This is a genomic window from Streptomyces hokutonensis, assembly GCF_042751305.1.
Lineage (GTDB): Bacteria > Actinomycetota > Actinomycetes > Streptomycetales > Streptomycetaceae > Streptomyces > Streptomyces hokutonensis_A.
In genome coordinates, this window is sequence record NZ_JBHYWD010000020.1 from 94857 (window position 1) to 109907 (window position 15051).

The 15051-nt window shown below is 68.2% G+C and carries 15 protein-coding genes and 4 pseudogenes; 7 read left to right on the forward strand and 12 right to left on the reverse strand.

Annotated features, from left to right (window positions below; translation table 11 throughout):
* Nucleotides 1–29: 29 nt before the first annotated feature.
* From ACFXC1_RS38245 to ACFXC1_RS38275, 7 genes and pseudogenes are all read right to left on the reverse strand, one after another.
* Nucleotides 30–246: pseudogene (locus tag ACFXC1_RS38245) on the reverse strand (LuxR C-terminal-related transcriptional regulator); the annotation flags it as partial.
* Nucleotides 243–425, reverse strand: a pseudogene (locus ACFXC1_RS38250) (transposase); the annotation flags it as partial. The pseudogenes ACFXC1_RS38245 and ACFXC1_RS38250, both read right to left, overlap by 4 nt.
* Entirely contained in the window at nucleotides 383–769 is a 387-nt protein-coding gene (locus ACFXC1_RS38255; RefSeq protein WP_381251704.1) for a DUF6924 domain-containing protein, read from the reverse strand. The gene ACFXC1_RS38255 and the pseudogene ACFXC1_RS38250, both read right to left, overlap by 43 nt.
* A 59-nt stretch (nucleotides 770–828) precedes the next feature.
* A complete protein-coding gene (locus ACFXC1_RS38260; RefSeq protein WP_381251706.1) occupies nucleotides 829–1686 on the reverse strand; it encodes a dioxygenase family protein in 858 nt (285 codons plus the stop codon).
* Between the two features lie 54 nt (nucleotides 1687–1740).
* A complete protein-coding gene (locus ACFXC1_RS38265) occupies nucleotides 1741–2583 on the reverse strand; it encodes a citryl-CoA lyase (protein ID WP_381251708.1) in 843 nt (280 codons plus the stop codon).
* Nucleotides 2576–3766, reverse strand: coding sequence for a CaiB/BaiF CoA transferase family protein (locus tag ACFXC1_RS38270; protein WP_381251709.1), 1191 nt, complete (start codon nucleotides 3764–3766; stop codon nucleotides 2576–2578). Before ACFXC1_RS38270 ends, ACFXC1_RS38265 begins: the two co-directional genes overlap by 8 nt.
* A gap of 72 nt (nucleotides 3767–3838) precedes the next feature.
* Nucleotides 3839–4657 carry an IclR family transcriptional regulator domain-containing protein gene (locus ACFXC1_RS38275; protein ID WP_381251711.1) on the reverse strand — a complete coding sequence of 273 codons (819 nt, stop codon included), beginning with the start codon at nucleotides 4655–4657 and terminating at the stop codon, nucleotides 3839–3841.
* Nucleotides 4658–4994: 337 nt separating this feature from the next.
* On the opposite strand from ACFXC1_RS38275, the gene ACFXC1_RS38280 reads away from it, so the two are divergent.
* The 3 genes from ACFXC1_RS38280 (at nucleotide 4995) to ACFXC1_RS38290 (ending at nucleotide 8450) form a co-directional block, all read left to right on the forward strand.
* Nucleotides 4995–6377, forward strand: coding sequence for an amidohydrolase family protein (locus ACFXC1_RS38280; RefSeq protein ID WP_381251713.1), 1383 nt, complete (start codon nucleotides 4995–4997; stop codon nucleotides 6375–6377).
* 93 nt (nucleotides 6378–6470) lie between these two features.
* Complete coding sequence (locus tag ACFXC1_RS38285) at nucleotides 6471–7607, forward strand: serine hydrolase domain-containing protein (protein ID WP_381251715.1); 1137 nt, start codon at nucleotides 6471–6473, stop codon at nucleotides 7605–7607.
* Nucleotides 7608–7961: 354 nt separating this feature from the next.
* Complete coding sequence (locus ACFXC1_RS38290) at nucleotides 7962–8450, forward strand: helix-turn-helix domain-containing protein (RefSeq protein ID WP_381251717.1); 489 nt, start codon at nucleotides 7962–7964, stop codon at nucleotides 8448–8450.
* A 507-nt stretch (nucleotides 8451–8957) separates the two neighbouring features.
* Here ACFXC1_RS38290 and ACFXC1_RS38295 read toward each other — a convergent pair.
* Together ACFXC1_RS38295 and ACFXC1_RS38300 are read right to left on the reverse strand one after the other, a co-directional pair.
* Complete coding sequence (locus ACFXC1_RS38295; protein ID WP_381251719.1) at nucleotides 8958–9851, reverse strand: helix-turn-helix transcriptional regulator; 894 nt, start codon at nucleotides 9849–9851, stop codon at nucleotides 8958–8960.
* A gap of 27 nt (nucleotides 9852–9878) precedes the next feature.
* Nucleotides 9879–10685, reverse strand: a complete 807-nt coding sequence (locus tag ACFXC1_RS38300) for an SDR family oxidoreductase (protein ID WP_381251721.1) — start codon at nucleotides 10683–10685, stop codon at nucleotides 9879–9881.
* Between the two features lie 234 nt (nucleotides 10686–10919).
* Here ACFXC1_RS38300 and ACFXC1_RS38305 point away from each other — a divergent pair, with 234 nt between their 5' ends.
* On the forward strand, nucleotides 10920–11144 hold the full coding sequence (locus tag ACFXC1_RS38305; RefSeq protein WP_381251723.1) for a response regulator transcription factor: 225 nt from the start codon (nucleotides 10920–10922) through the stop codon (nucleotides 11142–11144).
* 19 nt (nucleotides 11145–11163) lie between these two features.
* On the opposite strand, the gene ACFXC1_RS38310 is transcribed toward ACFXC1_RS38305, so the two are convergent.
* Together ACFXC1_RS38310 and ACFXC1_RS38315 are read right to left on the reverse strand one after the other, a co-directional pair.
* On the reverse strand, nucleotides 11164–11667 hold the full coding sequence (locus ACFXC1_RS38310) for a hypothetical protein (protein WP_381251725.1): 504 nt from the start codon (nucleotides 11665–11667) through the stop codon (nucleotides 11164–11166).
* Nucleotides 11668–11686: 19 nt separating this feature from the next.
* Nucleotides 11687–12068, reverse strand: a pseudogene (locus ACFXC1_RS38315) (transposase); the annotation flags it as partial.
* A gap of 156 nt (nucleotides 12069–12224) precedes the next feature.
* Between ACFXC1_RS38315 and ACFXC1_RS38320 the strand changes: the two are divergent.
* The 3 genes from ACFXC1_RS38320 to ACFXC1_RS38330 all read left to right on the forward strand — a co-directional run bounded on the left by ACFXC1_RS38320 (nucleotide 12225) and on the right by ACFXC1_RS38330 (nucleotide 14577).
* Entirely contained in the window at nucleotides 12225–13460 is a 1236-nt protein-coding gene (locus ACFXC1_RS38320) for an IS701 family transposase (RefSeq protein WP_381251727.1), read from the forward strand.
* A 78-nt stretch (nucleotides 13461–13538) separates the two neighbouring features.
* On the forward strand, nucleotides 13539–14216 hold the full coding sequence (locus tag ACFXC1_RS38325) for a nucleoside/nucleotide kinase family protein (RefSeq protein ID WP_381251729.1): 678 nt from the start codon (nucleotides 13539–13541) through the stop codon (nucleotides 14214–14216).
* A gap of 109 nt (nucleotides 14217–14325) precedes the next feature.
* Nucleotides 14326–14577: a hypothetical protein gene (locus ACFXC1_RS38330; RefSeq protein ID WP_381251731.1), complete on the forward strand. Its 252-nt coding sequence runs from the start codon at nucleotides 14326–14328 to the stop codon at nucleotides 14575–14577.
* A gap of 11 nt (nucleotides 14578–14588) precedes the next feature.
* Here ACFXC1_RS38330 and ACFXC1_RS38335 read toward each other — a convergent pair.
* Nucleotides 14589–14732, reverse strand: a pseudogene (locus ACFXC1_RS38335) (transposase); the annotation flags it as partial.
* Nucleotides 14733–15051 lie beyond the last annotated feature (319 nt).

Genomic DNA, 15051 nt, shown 5'->3' on the forward strand with positions numbered 1-15051 from the left:
GGCCGAGCCAGGTCGATTCGCGCCGGAACTCACTTGGTGGGGCGATCGCCGTCGTGCGGCTGCTCCAGATGCGAGGCCAGGACCGCGGCCTGGACTCGGCGCTGGACACCGAGTTTGACGAGAAGCCGGGAGATGTGGCTCTTGACGGCCTTCTTCGGCAGATAGAGTTTTTTTGCCGATCCAGCGGTTGGCGGGTCCGTCCCCGAACAGGGTGAGGATGTCCCGCTCGCGAGGGGACAGCGTGGGAGGTATTTCCAGGGGATTCCGGTGCGGTTGATGTAGAGGAGTGCGTTGAATACGTCACGCAGGTCGACCTTGGCTGGCTGCCCGGTGGGTCTGCGATCGAGCCGGGCTTCTCTCCAGGGCATCAACGTCGGCTCGATCAGGGCCCATCGGGCGTCGGAAAGTCGCTGGGGTATCCCCACGGCACAGGATGAAAGAGGTTCACTGAGAGGGCCCACAATGTCTTGGGAACGCAGCGCAGTTCGCTCCGGTCCGCCAGGCCGATGACGAGCAGCGGCCTCGCGGCTTCGGTCATGGTGCGTCCGTCCGCGACGATCACGACGGCGTACTGGGCGCGGTGGGGGATCGACGCCAGGATCTGCTCGCTCGTGAGATCAGCGAGACGCCGGTCATCCATGGAGTCTGTGCAGGTCCGGGCCGGTCCGCCACCGACCGGGGCCTCGACCGCCGCGCGGACCGCCTGCCAAGCTGTCTCGTCGCTGAAGTCGGTACGCAGTAAGGGAGTTCGTTCGGTCTCGACCATCATGGACACATGATGCGGCGCGAGAGCCTTGGCTCGGACACCGACGTGCAAGTGCCCGCTGGTCAGCGGGACTGCAGGACGAAGTCGTACTCGGCGTGCAGGTACGGGACTTCGAGCGTGGTGCCGTCGGGCGCGGTACCGGCCGGTCGTTCCGTGAACGGGATGATCAGCGCGTCCTTGGTGCCGAAGACGACGTCGGAGTCGAGATAGTCGCTGTCCGCCTGGAAGAGATGGGTGATCAGTTTCCGGTAGCCGGGCTCGTCGATCAGGAAGTGGACGTGTGCCGGGCGGAAGTGGCTGATGTCCGTCCTGCGCATCAGGTCGCCGACGGGGCCGTCCATGGGGATGGCGTACCCGCGCGGCGCGATGGTGCGGATGCAGTAGGTGCCGTCCTCGCGGGTGCGGTACTTGGCCCGCAGGCGTGCCTCGTCGATGTCGGGGATCTGGGCCTCGTAGGCGCCTTCCGTGTCGGCCTGCCACACGTCGAGCACGGCGTCCGCCAGCGGTTTGCCCTCGGTGTCGGTCACCCTGCCGGTGAAGAACAGGGGTGTGCCGGGGATGCCGTCCGACATGTCGAAGCCGTGGGGCGCGGTCGGCGAGCCGTCGATGTGGAACGGACCGAGCACTGTGGCGGGGGTCGCGTGCGGCGCGAACTCGTTGTTCAACTGGACGACCAGTGTGCTCAGGCCGAGCACGTCGGAGGTGAGGATCAGTTCCTGGCGTTTGTCGTCACTGATTCCGCCGGCCGCGGTCAGCCACTCGATCGCGGCCATCCACTCGTCCTCGGTGAGCCGCACCTCACGCGAGAAGGCGTGCAGATGCCGGACCAGTGCGGTCATCAGCTCGCCCAGCCGCGGGGAGTGAGCGGTGGCCCACCGCTCGACGGCCAGCTCGGTGATGTTGTCCTCGTCGACGAACACGGTTGCGGCTCCTTGGTCTGGGTGCGGGTGGATGGCGCGAGGGCGGGCGCGGGTTCAGTCCTCGCGCCGGTCCTTCGTGAGTGGATCCGAGGTGTAGGGCTCCGGCGGCACCGGGGTGTTGTTGCGGTCGACGGACAGGAAGACGTCCTGCGCGACAGGATGGCGCAGTTCCTCGGCGAGTTGGCCGATCAGGCCTGCGGTACGGGCCAACAGCGCGAATCCGCGCAGTAGTTGGAGCGGGAGGCCGAGGTCCGCGAGGGCGGCGCCGCACACCCCCGCTCCGTTGAGGGGGAGTGTCCGGTGCAGTACCTTCGGGTGCACCCGGCCGATGGCGGCGAACAGGCTCAGGTGCGGGCCGAAGACACCCTCCTCCTGAGCGATCCGGATCAGTCTCGGTGTACGGGGGTCGCCCTCCTTGTGCACGTGGTGACCCAGCCCGGGGACGAACTCCCCGGCCGCGCGCCGCCGTTCGACCGTGCGCAGCGCGACCGCGTCCCAGCCGGCCTCGTCGGTGGGCAGGTCTCCGTCGAGGGATTCCAGTACGTCGTGCAGGAAGCGGCCGGTGTCCTCGGTGACGCCGAGGAAGCGGGAGCCGCCGCCGAGCAGTCCGGCGGCGAGCGCGCCCTGGACCGAGTCCGGGGCGGAGAGGTAGGTCAGGCGGGTGACGATGGCCGTGGGGGTGAAGCCGTGGTCGGCCAGTGCCGCGAGCACGGCCTCGAAGACCCGTGTCTGGCCGGGTGTGGGCCGCCGCTGGGTCGCGAGCCAGAACGCGAGTTCGCCGAAGCCGACCGAACCCATGATGTCCTCGGCCAGGTCGTGCCCGAGCAGGGTGATGGTCCGCAGGTCGGCGGCGCCGAGGGCCGTGGGATAGGCGGGGCGCGGTGTCGGCTCAGACATGGTCGGTCTCCTCGGGTCCGGACAGCCAGGTGCGCAACTCCGCGCCGTGTTCGTCGAGTTCGGGTGGCGGCAGACGGTAGGCGGCGGGGGTGGCGGAGAAGCGGATCGGGTGCCGTGTGGTGGGCACCGCCCGGTTGCCCTCGCCCACGGTGACGACCGGGTCGAGTCCGAAGCGGTGGGCCATGGCGAAGCCGCCGTCGATGGTGTTGATCGGCCCGCTCGGCACACCGGCCTCCACCAGTGCCTCGAACCACTCGGTGGCGCCGCGGGTCTTCAGCCTCTCGGCCAGCAACGGCCGCAGCAGGTCACGGTTGGCGGTGCGGTCGGCGTTGCGCGCGAACCGCGGGTCGTCGGCCACCTCCGGTATGCCGAGGACCTCGCACAGCTTGCGGAACTGGCCGTCGTTGGCGGCCGTCACGATGAGGTCGTTGTCGGCCGTGGGCAGCGGTTCGTAGGGGAAGACGCTGGGGTGGGCGTTGCCCATGCGGTAGGGCACGGTGTCGCCGGCGACGTAGGCCGAGCTGTGGTTGACCAGTCCGGTCAGGGCTGACGACAGCAGGTTCACTTCGACGAGTTGGCCCGCCCCCGTGGCGTCCCGGTGGCGCAGTGCGGCGAGGATGCCGATCGTGGCGTGGTTGCCGGCCATCACGTCGAACACGGAGATCCCGGCGCGGTAGGGCGGTCCGTCGGGGTCGCCCGTCAGGCTCATCAGCCCTGAGATGGCCTGCACCATGAGGTCGTAGCCGGGGACGTGTCGGCCCGCTCCGGCGCCGAAGCCGGTGATCGACGTGTAGATCAGCGCGGGGTTGTCCTGCCGGACCGAGTCGTAGTCCAGTCCGTACTTGGCCATGCCGCCGGGCTTGAGGTTCTCGATCAGGACGTCGGCCCGGCGGGCGAGGTTCCGGGCGACCCGGGCGTCCTCCTCCTTGCGCAGGTCGAGGGCGATCGAACGCTTCCCCCGGTTGATCCCGAGGTAGTAGGTCGAGACCTCGTCGCGTGTCGGCGGCATCCAGGCGCGGGTGTCGTCGCCGCCCGGTCCCTCGACCTTGACGACGTCGGCACCCAGGTCGGCGAGCAGCATCGTGGCGTACGGCCCGGCAAGGATCCGTGAGAAGTCCGCGACCAGCACCCCGGAGAGCGGGCCTGCGGTGCCTGGTGGAGTGGGCTTGGCGCTGTGCGACATGAACCTTGCCTCTCTGTCCGCACAACGGACAGTCGTCCGGACCGTGATTCTCTGTCCCGGACGGCGGAGGCGTCAAGACACGATCGCGCCGGACGGCCGGACCGCGTGGGGCGCGGACTCCAGCCGGGCGAAGTCCAGGCTGATCTCGCCGGCGGCCTGGAGGAGGAGCGGCAGATGGTCGTTGAGCAGCACTTCCATCGAGGTCTCGGCGGCGTGCGCGTTCACATTGACGCTCGCGACGACGTGGCCCGAGCCGTCCCGCAGCGGAGCCGCCACCGAACGGATGCCCCTGGCCAGTTGCTCGTCGGTCACCGCCCAGCCCCGTGCCCGTACCTCCCGCAGCTCCGCCTCCCATTCGGCCCGGCCGGGGTGCCACACCGACTCCAGGCCCGAGCGGCTGGGCTCGGCGATGACCCGGGCTGCCTCCTCGGGCGCGAGCGCGGCCAGCAGCACCTTGCCGAGCGAGGTGGGCAGCGCCGGGAAGCGCGTGCCGATCTGCACGGCGAGGGTCACGATCTTGGGCACCGAGACCCGGGCGACGTAGACGATGTCCGAACCGTCGAGCTGGGCGATCGAGCAGGACTCGTTCGTGCGCTCCACCAGCCACTCCAGGTGCGGGCGGGCCACGTCCCACAGTCCCGTCGAGCGGACGTAGGCGACGCCGAGGTCCAGGACGCGCGGGGTCAGCACGAAACCGCCGGCCTGCTGGCGCACGTAGCCCAGTTCGGTCAGGGTGAGCAGGATCCGACGCGCTGTCGGCCTGGCCAGCCCCGTCGCGGTCGCCACGTCGGACAGCGACATCACCGGCTGCCGCGGCCGGAAGGCGGTAATGACCTCCAGGCCCCGGGCCAGCGCCTCGATGAAATCGGGTCCGGTTCCTTCGCGCGGCATGGTGGCTCCTCTGGTCGCCGTCGGCTTCACTCCCGGGTGTCCGCGCTACGGACACCCGTCGAGGGCACTCTACGCAGCAGAACAGGCCTCCGTTGCGACGGCTCGGACCCGGCTGCACGGGAACGACCGCAGAGCGGACGGCTGGGGACATTGCCGGGCAGAATTCGGAGACCGCGGAGTATTGACACTGGAGAGCACCCTGGCGACGATCGGTCACCAACCGAGAGCCGTTATGCGGACAATCGTCCGTTGCTGAGTGGGAGTTTCAGTGATGAGCCAGTCCACCCCATTCCAGGCGGGGCGACCCGTCGTCCTGCGCGGCGGCACCGTCTTGCCCATGGACCGCACACGGCGGGTGCTGAGCGACACCGACGTGCTCGTGTCGGGCGACCGGATCACCGCGGTCGGCCCGCGGCTCGCCGTGCCGGAGGGGACCGCCGAGATCGACGCGTCCGACGGCATCGTGATGCCCGGCATGATCGACACGCACCGGCACATGTGGCAGACGGCGATGCGCGGCTACGGCGCCGACTGGACCCTGACCCAGTACTTCGTCTGGTACTACCTCGAACACGGCTCCGCGTTCCGGCCCGAGGACGTGCACGCCGGGAACCTCCTGGCCGCCGTCGAGGCACTGGACGCCGGGGTGACCACGGTCGTCGACTGGTCGCACGGGCTGCAGACGGTCGACCACGCGGACGCGGCGGTGGACGCGCTGCGGGCCGTGCCCGGCCGGTTCGTCCTCGCCTACGGCAACATCCAGCAGGCCCCGGCGGAATGGACCGCGGCACCGCAGTTCCGGGACTTCGTGCGCCGCCGTATCACCGGCGACGACATGCTCGGCTTCCAGATCGCCTTCGACGTCACCGGTGATCCCGCCTTCCCCGAGAAGCCCGCCTTCGAGGTCGCCCGCGACCTGGGTGTCGCCGTCACCACCCACGCCGGAGTCTGGGGCGCCACCAACGACGACGGAATCCGGCTCATGCACGAGCACGGATTCATGACCCCCGAGACCGTCTACGTCCACGCCTCCACCCTGTCGGCCGACTCCTACCACCGCATCAAGGCCACGGGCGGCTCGGTCTCGGTGTCCACAGAGAGCGAGCAGAGCGCCGGCCAGGGCTATCCCACGACATGGGCGGTCCGCTCCCACGACATCCCCGTCTCGCTCTCGATGGACACGAGCGTGTGGTGGAGCGGAGACCTGTTCTCCGCCATGCGCACCACCCTCGGCGCCGACCGCGCCCGCGAGCACCTGGAGGCCCACGCCGAGGGCCAGACCGTCACCCACTGCGCGCTGCGCGCCGACCAGGTGGTGGAGTGGGCAACACGTGGCGGTGCCAGGGCACTTGGCCGAGAACACGACCTGGGCAGCATCGAGGAGGGCAAGAAGGCCGACCTCGTCCTGTTGAAGAACGACCACTCACCGGTCTCCTTCCCGCTGCTCAACCCGTACGGCCATGTGGCCTTCCAGGCTCAGCGGGGCGACGTGCACACCGTCATCGTCGACGGCCGGGTCGTCAAGCACGAGCACCGTCTCCTCGACACCGACCTGGCCGCGGTGCGGCGCACCGTCGAGCGGACCGTGGACCATCTGCGGTCGACGATGGGCAAGGAAGCCTGGGCGAAGGGCATGAACCCCGACGTCCCCGAGGCCAAGGTCCTCGACAACCCCTACACGTACACCGACTACCGCAGCTCCTCGACACACGGCCGCTGAGGAGGCATGAGGTTCTGCGCCGATGAGTTTCGGGCCGGCGGACAGTCATGGAACCGTATCCGCTGTCGGCCATGACACGAGGGGCAGAACCTGATGAGCGATCTGACCGCACTGTTGGAGAAGTACGTCGCCGAGGGAGCCTTCCCCGGAGCGGTCGCCCTGGTGGACCGCTCCGGCGCGGTGGAGGTCGCGGCCGTGGGATCGACCGAGCCCGCGGGCTCGGCGCCGATGCGGGCCGACACCCTGTTCCGGCTCTCCTCGGTCACCAAGCCCGTGACCGCCGCCGCGGTGCTGGCACTCGTCGACGACGGCGTGCTCACCCTGGACGCGCCGATCGCCCGCTGGCTGCCGGAACTGGCGTCCCCGAAGGTCGTCCGGACTCCCGCGAGCGAACTGGATGACGTGGTGCCGGCAGTCCGTCCCATCACTGTCGAAGACGTCCTGTCGTCGCGCTCGGGATGGGGCTTCGGGGCCGACTTCAGCGCGCCCGCCCTTCAGCCCCTGTTCGCGGATGTGGCCGTGTACAACGGCGGTCCGCGGTCGCCGCTGGGTCCGGACGAGTGGGTCGCCGCCCTCGCCGACATCCCCTTGCTGCGACAGCCCGGAGAGGCGTTCCTGTACAACGCCAGCTCCGACCTGCAAGGCGTGCTGGTGGCACGGGCCGCCGGGCGTGAGCTGCCGGAGTTCCTGGCCGAGCGGATCTTCGAACCGCTCGGGATGAAGGACACGGCCTTCGCCGTACCGGCACCGGAACGCGACCGCCTCACCCCTTACTACCTGACAGCCCCTGACGGCACCCACACCTTCGCCGACGCACCCGACGGCGCCTGGTCCATTCCGCCCGCCTTCGCCTCGGGCGCGGGAGGCCTGGTGTCCACCGTCGCGGACTGGCACACCTTCGGCCGCATGCTGCTGGCCGGCGGCGGCACGGTCCTCTCCCCGGAGTCCGTAGGCCTCATGACGACGGATCACCTCACCTCCGACCAGCGCGCCGAGGGCGACCTCTTCCTCCAGGGCCAGGGATGGGGCTACGGCGGCTCGGTCGACGTCACCTCCGCGGAACTGTGGAACAGCCCCGGCCGCTACGGCTGGGTGGGCGGCACCGGCACCGCCGCGTACATCGACCCGTCGACCGACACGGTCACCGTCCTCTTCACTCCCTGCGGCCTGCCCGGTCCTGCCTTCCCCGCGTGGATGTGCGACTTCTGGACGTACGCCGCGACCGTCTGAGCGTCCCTTCGGGGCGAGGCATCGCTGATGCCGGCCATCCGAGAACCAATGCCGTCCTGTCCCGTCCCGTTCCTTACGGGATGTCCTGCTGTAACGGGTTGGCCATGCCCTTTTGAGACCGGCCGACCGGACGTTCGGGTCGGCCGAACAGGCAGGTGTGAGGGACGACCGGGCAGGATTCCGCGCACATGCCGCAGTCACCGTGATCCGGCGGCGAAACTCTCTTTCCAAGATCACGACCGTCCGGGGTGGCCGTCCGGGGCTCGCCCCTGCACCCGCGTTCCCCGATCTCCAACCGGAGCCTCAGGGACGCACGGACGCGGTCCGTGGCATCAGCGACAGAGAGGCCGACCAGTGAACCGTCCGCCGTTCTCCCCCGACACCGCCATGTCGGCCAGGCAGAACCTGGGACTGTCGCCCCACCAGGTGACGGAACAGATGAACACCTACGGAGTTGTCGTCGACATCCCACTGGTCCACGCATGGGAGGCCGGCGAGTACCGCCCCACGGAGGGCGAGCTGTTCGTCCTCGCGGACGTCCTCTGGTGCCGGACCAAGGACCTGATGGGGATCGAGTCCCCGCGCACCCTGACGGAACACCGGCTGGTACGGCAGTTCAGTACGGACAGACTGGCCCGGTCGATCGGGATGGACACAGCGCAGTACGAGCGGGCCGAGGAGACGAACAGCTGGAGCGGAGACGGTCGACAGACGTCGGCTCTGCTGCGCGTGCTGGACCTCACCCCCCTCCGGCTCGCCCAAGCCACCGGACAGCCCGTCGCACCGCAGTCGGCGGTCCCGAGACAGCCGAGGACGACATGGAGTCGTGGCGTATCACGCTGACTCCGCCCGCCGAACAGTCGGTTGGAGGGGGACCGTCGCTGGTCCGGTGTCCGTCGGGCCGGTTCGGCGCGAGCTTCGGCAAGAGGCTCGTTCCCGCCGTGAGACCGTCGTACCGTGCACGCATCCTGGACCCTGGACCACGACGACGGCCCCGGCATCCCTGGCCCCGCCGGAACGGTGACGCAGGAGCTCCGCGCGGGCATCGCCGAGGGCCGCCTGGAGACCTGATTGACCAGCAGCGACGGGCGTCCGCTCGCGCTCGTCACCAATACCCGCCGTGCGAAGAGCTGAGCAGACCAGCGGCCACCCCATGCCCGAATGGGCAATGCAGGCCCGACACGGCCTGCCCGACCCCGAAACGATCAACCGGGAATCAAGCCGGGGGAACCGGACTCAACGGTTCACGCGCGTGTCCACACCGGTTTTGGTCTCACTTCCATGTCTACTTTCCGGCAGATTGCTGCCCCACGTCATGGTCCGCTGACTAGGACGGCTGAAGGGGTTGAACTAGCCGTTGTGTGCTTCGAGCTCGGTCGCCAGCGTCTGTTGGGTGGCCGCCCACGACGCCAGGAGCGCCAAATTGTCGGCGGTCGGTGTGCCCGCGGGTGCGGTGTAGATGTTGAGGTGCAGGCCGGGTTCGGCGGGCAGTTCCAGGGATTCGACGTCCAAGTCGAGCCGGCCCACGATCGGATGGTGCATACGCTTGCGGCCGGACCGGTGCAGCCGCACGTCCTGAGATGCCCACCGCTGCCGAAACAGCTCACTGCACGTGGACAGTTCGCCGACCAGGGCGATCAGTTCCTCGTCGTGCGGATTGCGGCCGGCTTCCATGCGCAGCTTCGCGGCCACGCCACCGGCAACCTGGTCGTAGTCGACAAAGAAATCTCTGGCCGCCTCGGGGTTCAGATAGACGAACCGCGCTGTGTTCGCGGGCCGTCGCGGGTCGGCCAGCACCGGTGAATACAGCGCGCGAGCGAGTTGATTCATGGCGAGCACGTCATAACGGCCGTTACCGATCCAGGCCGGCGCACCGGAGATCGCGTCGAGCACCTGCTGCAGCGTCGAGCGCACCGCGACGGCAGACCGGCGCCGGCGTGGGCTGCGGGGCGCCCTGGATTGGCGCGCGAGGTGGAACAGGTGGTCGCGCTCGGCCTCGTCGAGCTGCAAGGCAGAGGCCAACGCGTCGAGCACGCCGTCGGAGGCACCGGCGAGGCTGCCTCGCTCCATGCGCACGTAGTAGTCGACCGATACCCCCGCCAGGAGAGCGACCTCCTCGCGGCGCAGACCTTTGACCCGGCGGTTGCCGCCGTAAGCGGGCAGGCCCGCCTGCTCCGGTGCGATGCGGGCGCGACGCGAGCTGAGAAACTCCCGGACCTCGGTGCGTAGATCCAACGCGGTCATCTCCTCACCGTAAGCCCGTCCCGCACCCTAATGGATATTTGTTGCGGTCGTTGCGGTGCCGCCGTCCACCGGGATGATGGCGCCCGTGAGGTAGGACCCGGCCCGGCTGGCGAGAAACACGGCGGCACCCGCCATGTCGTCGTCGCGGCCGACCCGGCGCAGAGGGGCCGCCGCCGCGATCGTGTCGCCGATGGCATCGAGAGTGGTCGCCATCATCTGCGACGGGAACACTCCCGGTGCTACCGCGTTCACCGTGATGTGCTGTGGGCCGAGTTCCCTGGCAAGCACCCTGGTGAGCTGGTGGAGTGCCGCTTTGCTGCTGGCGTACGAGTAGTTGGGCGACGGGGCGACATGGATCGCGGCGATGCTGCCGATGTTGATGATCCGTGCGGGATCATCGGCGGTGCCCGCCTTACGAAGTGCCGGGAGCAGTGCCTGCACCAGCCAGAACGGCGACTTGAGGTTGAGGTCGAGCACTGCATCCCAGGCCTCGTCCGGGAACGTCTCCAGCGGCTCGCGCCACATCGCTCCCGCGTTGTTGACAAGGATGTCCAGGCCTTCCGAGTCGGCCTGGACAAGATCAACGAGGCGCTGACACTCGTCGTGCCTGGACAGGTCGGCGGGGATTGCTCGCACGTCGCCGAATTCGGACAGTAGACGCTGTGCCTCCGCGCACGTGTCCGCGTTGCGTGAGCTGATGACGACGCGGGCGCCCGCCTGGAGAAGGCCGCGCGCAATCATCATCCCAATTCCCCTGGTGCCGCCAGTGACAAGAGCGTACTTTCCCCTCAGATCGAAAAGTTCTGTGTGAGTGGTGAACTGGTTCTCCGCCATTGGTCTCCGTCAATTCTGTCGTAAAAGAAGGTGCTGACACGGTCGCGTATTCGGGGGACCTGAATTGAATGATGACGATAAAGCTGTGGTGCGCTTCCATGAAGTGTTGTCGGCGCTTTCGGCTCAACCAGGTTGACAGGTGTTTGGAACGTCGGGGAGACCCTGGTGATACAGGTACTGTCAGAACCCCCCTTCCCTGGTGCGCTGACGCCGGATCCATCAGTTTGCGGGTGGATGGTTCTTCCAGAAACGAAGAAGTGCCTTGCAGGCTGCGATGAGGGGTTTTTCCAGGTACTGCCGCTCGTCGCCGAAGGACTCACCAACGCCGAGATCGCCGAACGGCTGTACATCGGCGCGGGCACGGTGAAGACCCACGTCGCTCGACTGCTGACCAAGTTCGACGCCCGCGACCGCGTCCAACTCGTCATCCACGCCTACCGCAGCGGCCTCGCCGCATAGTGTCTGTCTCCTTGACGGTTCACAGGCTGGGGCGTTGCGGGCGGTACGTGGTGGTGCCGTCAGGATTCCGCCCAAAGGCGGCTTCCAGAACGGTGGGGAGGTCTTCCTCCGGGACCATGGCGTGCACGTCCGACAGAACCTGGGGAAAGTCGTCATCGTCGATGACGCCCATGTGCTCCTGACGGAGTTGGAAGATGATCTCGACGAGCTCTGGTCGCAGCCGCATCCAGGCACGGGAGCTACGGATCTCTTCATCGACTTGGTGCATGAACCAGCGCATGACCTCGTACGGAACGTCAGTGTGCCCTGCGTTCGAGTTGAGGCACACCGTCGGCTCCCGTCCCGGATCCTCGTCAGGGACGATTGCGGTCACGAGAGTCCGTTGCCCAGCAACGAGATCCAGTTCCAAATACCACGCGTCATCGGGCACGGAGTACATCGCAGTGATCGCGTAGCCGCCGTCGGGGTGTCGAAAGACCATTGCCGCATGCTGCCACGCCGGGCTGAGGAGGTGGTTCTGCATATTACGCGGTCCGACGCCCCTACCTCCGGGCCCAGTTGAAGATGGCAGCGAAGTAGAGCGCTGCCCGATAGACGATGGCGAGCTTGTCCGTTCGCATGGCCCGGCCCCCGCCACTGTTTGAGCCGGCTGATACATCGCTCGACCGCGTTGCGCTGCTTGTACGCCTCGGCGTCGAAGGCGGGCAGCCGGCCCCCCGAACGGCCTCGGCGCCGACGACGACCGGCCTGGTCGGACGGCAGGGGAATGAAAGCGTGGATCCCGCGGCGACGGAGATTCTTCCGGATCGCGCGTGACGAATATGCGCGGTCCGCCAGAACGGCGTCCGACCGAGATCTCGGTCTTCCCGGCCCAGTTCGCGGCACACGGATTCTGGCCATGACTGACTCGAAGGCCGGTGCCTCATACTCCAGCCGTAGATCGTGATCTTGTCCGTGGGGGTCGGTGCGGACATGAGTACGGCCACCGTTGATCATCGGTGTGTGAAGACAAACGATCATGCGGTGGCCGCAGGTCACAGCGTAGACCCTGCCCGCTGGCAGGAGGCGTTCGAGGGTCTGATGAGCCAGATTGCAGGCCGGTTCAGGCGGGTCGAACCGCGGCGTCGGGTCCGGCAGTTGGTGCTCGGACTGCTCTCGGACCTGCCGCGCAAGAACTGCTGGAGCATTGCCGAGTGGGCCGGGGAATCCACCCCAGACGGCATGCAGCACCTGCTCGGGCGGGCCAAGTGGGACGCCGACCAGGTCCGCGACGACCTGCGCGGCTATGTCCTGGAGCATCTGGCAGACGACCAGGCGGTTCTGGTGGTCGACGAGACCGGGGACGTGAAGAAGGGCACCGGCACGGTCGGCGTCCAGCGCCAATACACGGGCACCGCTGGCCGGATCGAGAACGCGCAGGTCGCTGTCTACATGGTCTACGCAGGTCAGCGCGGGCACGCGGCGGTGGACCGGGAACTTTACATTCCGCGCTCCTGGACCTCGGATCCTGACCGGTGCTACGCCGCGGGACTGAGGGAAGAGACGCGCTTCGCCACCAAGCCGGAGCTCGCGGCCCGCATGGTCACTCGGTTTCTGGACGCCGGCCACCGTGCCACCTGGGTTGCGGGCGACGAGGTCTACGGCGGCGACCCGAAACTGCGAACCGCGCTGGAGGTGCGCGGGATCAGCTACGTGCTCGCAGTGGCGTGCTCGCACGGCGTCACCACCGGCGCGGGGAAGTTCCGTGCGGACAGCCTCGCCAAGAGGGTGCCCAAGCGGGCTTGGCAGAGGCTGTCCGCCGGGGCCGGGGCAAAGGGCCACCGCTTCTACGACTGGGCCGTTATTGACCTCGCCCATGCCGGACCCGGCAGTCGCCAACTCCTGATCCGCCGCAACCGCAGTACCGGCGAACTCGCCTACTACCGCTGCTACTCGCCCCGACCGGTGCCACTGACCACGCTGGTGCGAGTCGCTGGGTCCAGGTGGCGAGTCGAGGAGTTTTTCCAGTCCGGAAAGGGCCTGGCCGCCCTGGACGAGCACCAGGTCCGCCGCTACGCATCCTGGTCCCGCTGGGTCACGCTCGCCATGCTCGCGTATGCCTTCCTGGCCGTTGTCCGCGCCGACGAACACGCCCGCAGTCCCACACCGGACGGCTTCATACCGCTCACCTGCAACGAAATCCAGCGCCTGTTCATTACGCTCGTCGTCCGGCCCGCCCCCGACGTCGCCCATCGGCTCAGCTGGTCCGACTGGCGCCGCCGTCATCAGGCCCGATCCCGGACCAGCCACTACTGGCGCCGATCCGTTCCGGCATGAAGGACAGACCTGCGGCAGGGACGGGCGGAGACGCAGCGGGGTTGGCAGCGATGACTGCCGTTCCTAGGCTCGGCAGCCATGACGGTTCTGATCAGCGTGTGGGGAGCATCTCCCGGAGTGGGCAAGTCGACGCTATGTGCCGGCCTGTCCCGATGGCTGGTCGATGCGGGACTGCGTGTGGACCACTTCCGCGAGGAGGAGATCTTGACCAGGCCGCAGTTCGCCGCGGTGGCTGAGGAGTTCAGGGCGACCGGTGCCGTCGGCCTGGGGACGTTGGTCGCAGCAACTGCCGAGTTCGTTGATTCGGTTCTGGCGAACGGCGATGACGTGGTGATCGCGGACGCCCTGGTGCCGTTCGTGCCGACGCTGCTGGCCATGGGGCACGGCGAAGAGACGATCGATGCGTTCATGACTGACCTCACGGAGGTGCTCGCGCCGGTCTGCCCGGTCATGGTCTTTCTCGATGGGAACGCCGAAGCTGCATTGTCCCGAGCCGCCAGGAGAGAAGGGGAGCAGTGGCTGGACTGGTATGTCGAGAAGCTCGCCCGCTCCGAGGTGAGCCCGCCAGTGGCGGACGTCGCGTCGGTGGTGAAGTACCTGCTGCGCGAGCGTGCGGTGACGCTCGACACCGTCGGCCGGAAGAACTGGGGACTCGTTGTGATCGAACCAGCCGATGGACTGCCGCCTGATGACGTGCTGCGGGTCGCGCAGCGAGGCCTGAGGCCGTGGTTGGGCACGCCCGCCCCGCCCGAATAGGACGGGCCTGGCAATGCGTAACTGCCGCACGCCGCCACGACCGTAACGATCTACGGCTGGAGTACTCACCCGCCTGGCCCGCGGTGACGCGGAGAGCCAAGGGGCGTGCATGGCTGTCGCCGGCGAAGTGGACTTTCGTACCCAGGCCACCGCGGGAACGACCAAGCGCATGATCGGCGGGCTCAGCCCGCTCTGGCGCGCCCTTTTCCTGGCTCCGGCGGCGTACTGGTGGGCCCGGCGGACGGTGGAATCCACCGAAACAGTCCAGCCGATGTCGTCAGCATCGTCGGCCGCCGTCAGGAACGCGGAGAGAATCCGTTCCCAGATACCGTCCACGACCCATCTGAGCAGCCGTTTGTGAGCGGTCTGGAACGAGCCGGGCTCGTCTGGCAAGTCCCGCCAAGGCGAGCCGGTGCGGTACTTCCACGCGGTGGCCTCCAGGGTGCGACGGTGATCGGCCCAACGCAGAACGCGGGCCGGATGCGCCGGCATCAACGGCTCGATCCGGCCCCACATCGCATCAGTGATCACTAATCGGACAGGCGCATCCGATCAACCGGCAAGCAGATCAGGGAGACATGCTCTAGCCAACAGGGAGTCCGGGACTGCTGAGCGAGGCGAACGAGGCCAGGAACAGAGCCTGTTCGGGTGGTTCGTGGTTCGTCGACGATTTCGTCGTCGCGGTCGACTCGGTGGACCTGTTCGCCGCGTCAGCCGGACATCGGTTCGAGCGCCGTGGGCGGCGGAGGGAGTGTCGGGCCCGCCCCCGCGAGGAAGTAAACCGGGGGTGGGGCGGGTTACCGCAAAGAGGGGGTTAGGGCGGGGGGGGACCCAA

What these genes read in the sequence shown, in the direction of transcription:
- ACFXC1_RS38255 (WP_381251704.1), bottom strand. Translation starts at nt 769, where the DNA reads ATGATGGTCGAGACCGAACGAACTCCCTTACTGCGTACCGACTTCAGC.
- ACFXC1_RS38265 (WP_381251708.1), bottom strand. Translation starts at nt 2,583, where the DNA reads ATGTCTGAGCCGACACCGCGCCCCGCCTATCCCACGGCCCTCGGCGCC.
- ACFXC1_RS38270 (WP_381251709.1), bottom strand. Translation starts at nt 3,766, where the DNA reads ATGTCGCACAGCGCCAAGCCCACTCCACCAGGCACCGCAGGCCCGCTC.
- ACFXC1_RS38275 (WP_381251711.1), bottom strand. Translation starts at nt 4,657, where the DNA reads ATGCCGCGCGAAGGAACCGGACCCGATTTCATCGAGGCGCTGGCCCGG.
- ACFXC1_RS38280 (WP_381251713.1), top strand. Translation starts at nt 4,995, where the DNA reads ATGGACCGCACACGGCGGGTGCTGAGCGACACCGACGTGCTCGTGTCG.
- ACFXC1_RS38285 (WP_381251715.1), top strand. Translation starts at nt 6,471, where the DNA reads ATGAGCGATCTGACCGCACTGTTGGAGAAGTACGTCGCCGAGGGAGCC.
- ACFXC1_RS38295 (WP_381251719.1), bottom strand. Translation starts at nt 9,851, where the DNA reads ATGACCGCGTTGGATCTACGCACCGAGGTCCGGGAGTTTCTCAGCTCG.
- ACFXC1_RS38300 (WP_381251721.1), bottom strand. Translation starts at nt 10,685, where the DNA reads ATGGCGGAGAACCAGTTCACCACTCACACAGAACTTTTCGATCTGAGG.
- ACFXC1_RS38305 (WP_381251723.1), top strand. Translation starts at nt 10,920, where the DNA reads ATGGTTCTTCCAGAAACGAAGAAGTGCCTTGCAGGCTGCGATGAGGGG.
- ACFXC1_RS38310 (WP_381251725.1), bottom strand. Translation starts at nt 11,667, where the DNA reads ATGCAGAACCACCTCCTCAGCCCGGCGTGGCAGCATGCGGCAATGGTC.
- ACFXC1_RS38320 (WP_381251727.1), top strand. Translation starts at nt 12,225, where the DNA reads ATGAGCCAGATTGCAGGCCGGTTCAGGCGGGTCGAACCGCGGCGTCGG.
- ACFXC1_RS38325 (WP_381251729.1), top strand. Translation starts at nt 13,539, where the DNA reads ATGACGGTTCTGATCAGCGTGTGGGGAGCATCTCCCGGAGTGGGCAAG.
- ACFXC1_RS38330 (WP_381251731.1), top strand. Translation starts at nt 14,326, where the DNA reads ATGGCTGTCGCCGGCGAAGTGGACTTTCGTACCCAGGCCACCGCGGGA.